This is a genomic window from Paenibacillus sp. 05T425 (assembly GCF_056396205.1).
This window is the reverse complement of sequence record NZ_JBFTLA010000062.1, coordinates 1-538: the sequence shown is the minus strand read 5'-3', so window position 1 is coordinate 538 and position 538 is coordinate 1. Positions and strand designations below refer to the sequence as shown.

1 protein-coding gene is annotated in these 538 nt (G+C 63.7%); it reads left to right on the top strand.

What is annotated here, in order from left to right:
* Positions 1-538, top strand: a 538-nt coding sequence (locus AC1DF0_RS32065) for a type VI secretion system protein (RefSeq protein WP_477577600.1), incomplete at both ends; no start/stop codon positions are given.

Below are 538 nucleotides of genomic sequence, written 5' to 3'. Positions count from 1 at the left end.
GTCGATGGCAGTGCCTGGAGCACCTTGCTCGACCTGCTGCGCAAGCGTCGCCGCAACCGCCCGTTGAACGGCGTGCTGGTGACTATTCCGGTGGAAACCCTGCTGGGCGGCAGCGAGCAGGACCTCGAAACCCTGGCCCGCCAGGTGCGTGCGCGCCTGCAAGACGTGCATCAGAAACTGCACGTCGATGTGCCGATTTATCTGGTGTTGAGCAAGGCCGATCGACTGCTCGGTTTCGACGAGTTCTTCGATCAACTGACCCGCGAAGAAAGCGATCAGGTCCTCGGCACCAGCTTCCGCAAAGAGCAGAGCGGCACCGATGTGGCCGTGCTGCGCGCCGAGTTCGAAGAGCTGCTGCGTCGCCTCAACAGCCAGGTGATMATGCGCATGCACCAGGAGCGCGACACCCAGCGCCGTGGCCGCATCCTCGACTTCCCGCATCAACTGGGGCAGATCGGCGAGCGCCTGTGCCTGTTCGTCGACCTGGCGTTCACCGGCAACCGCTACCAGCGTGTCAGCCAGTTGCGCGGTTTCTACC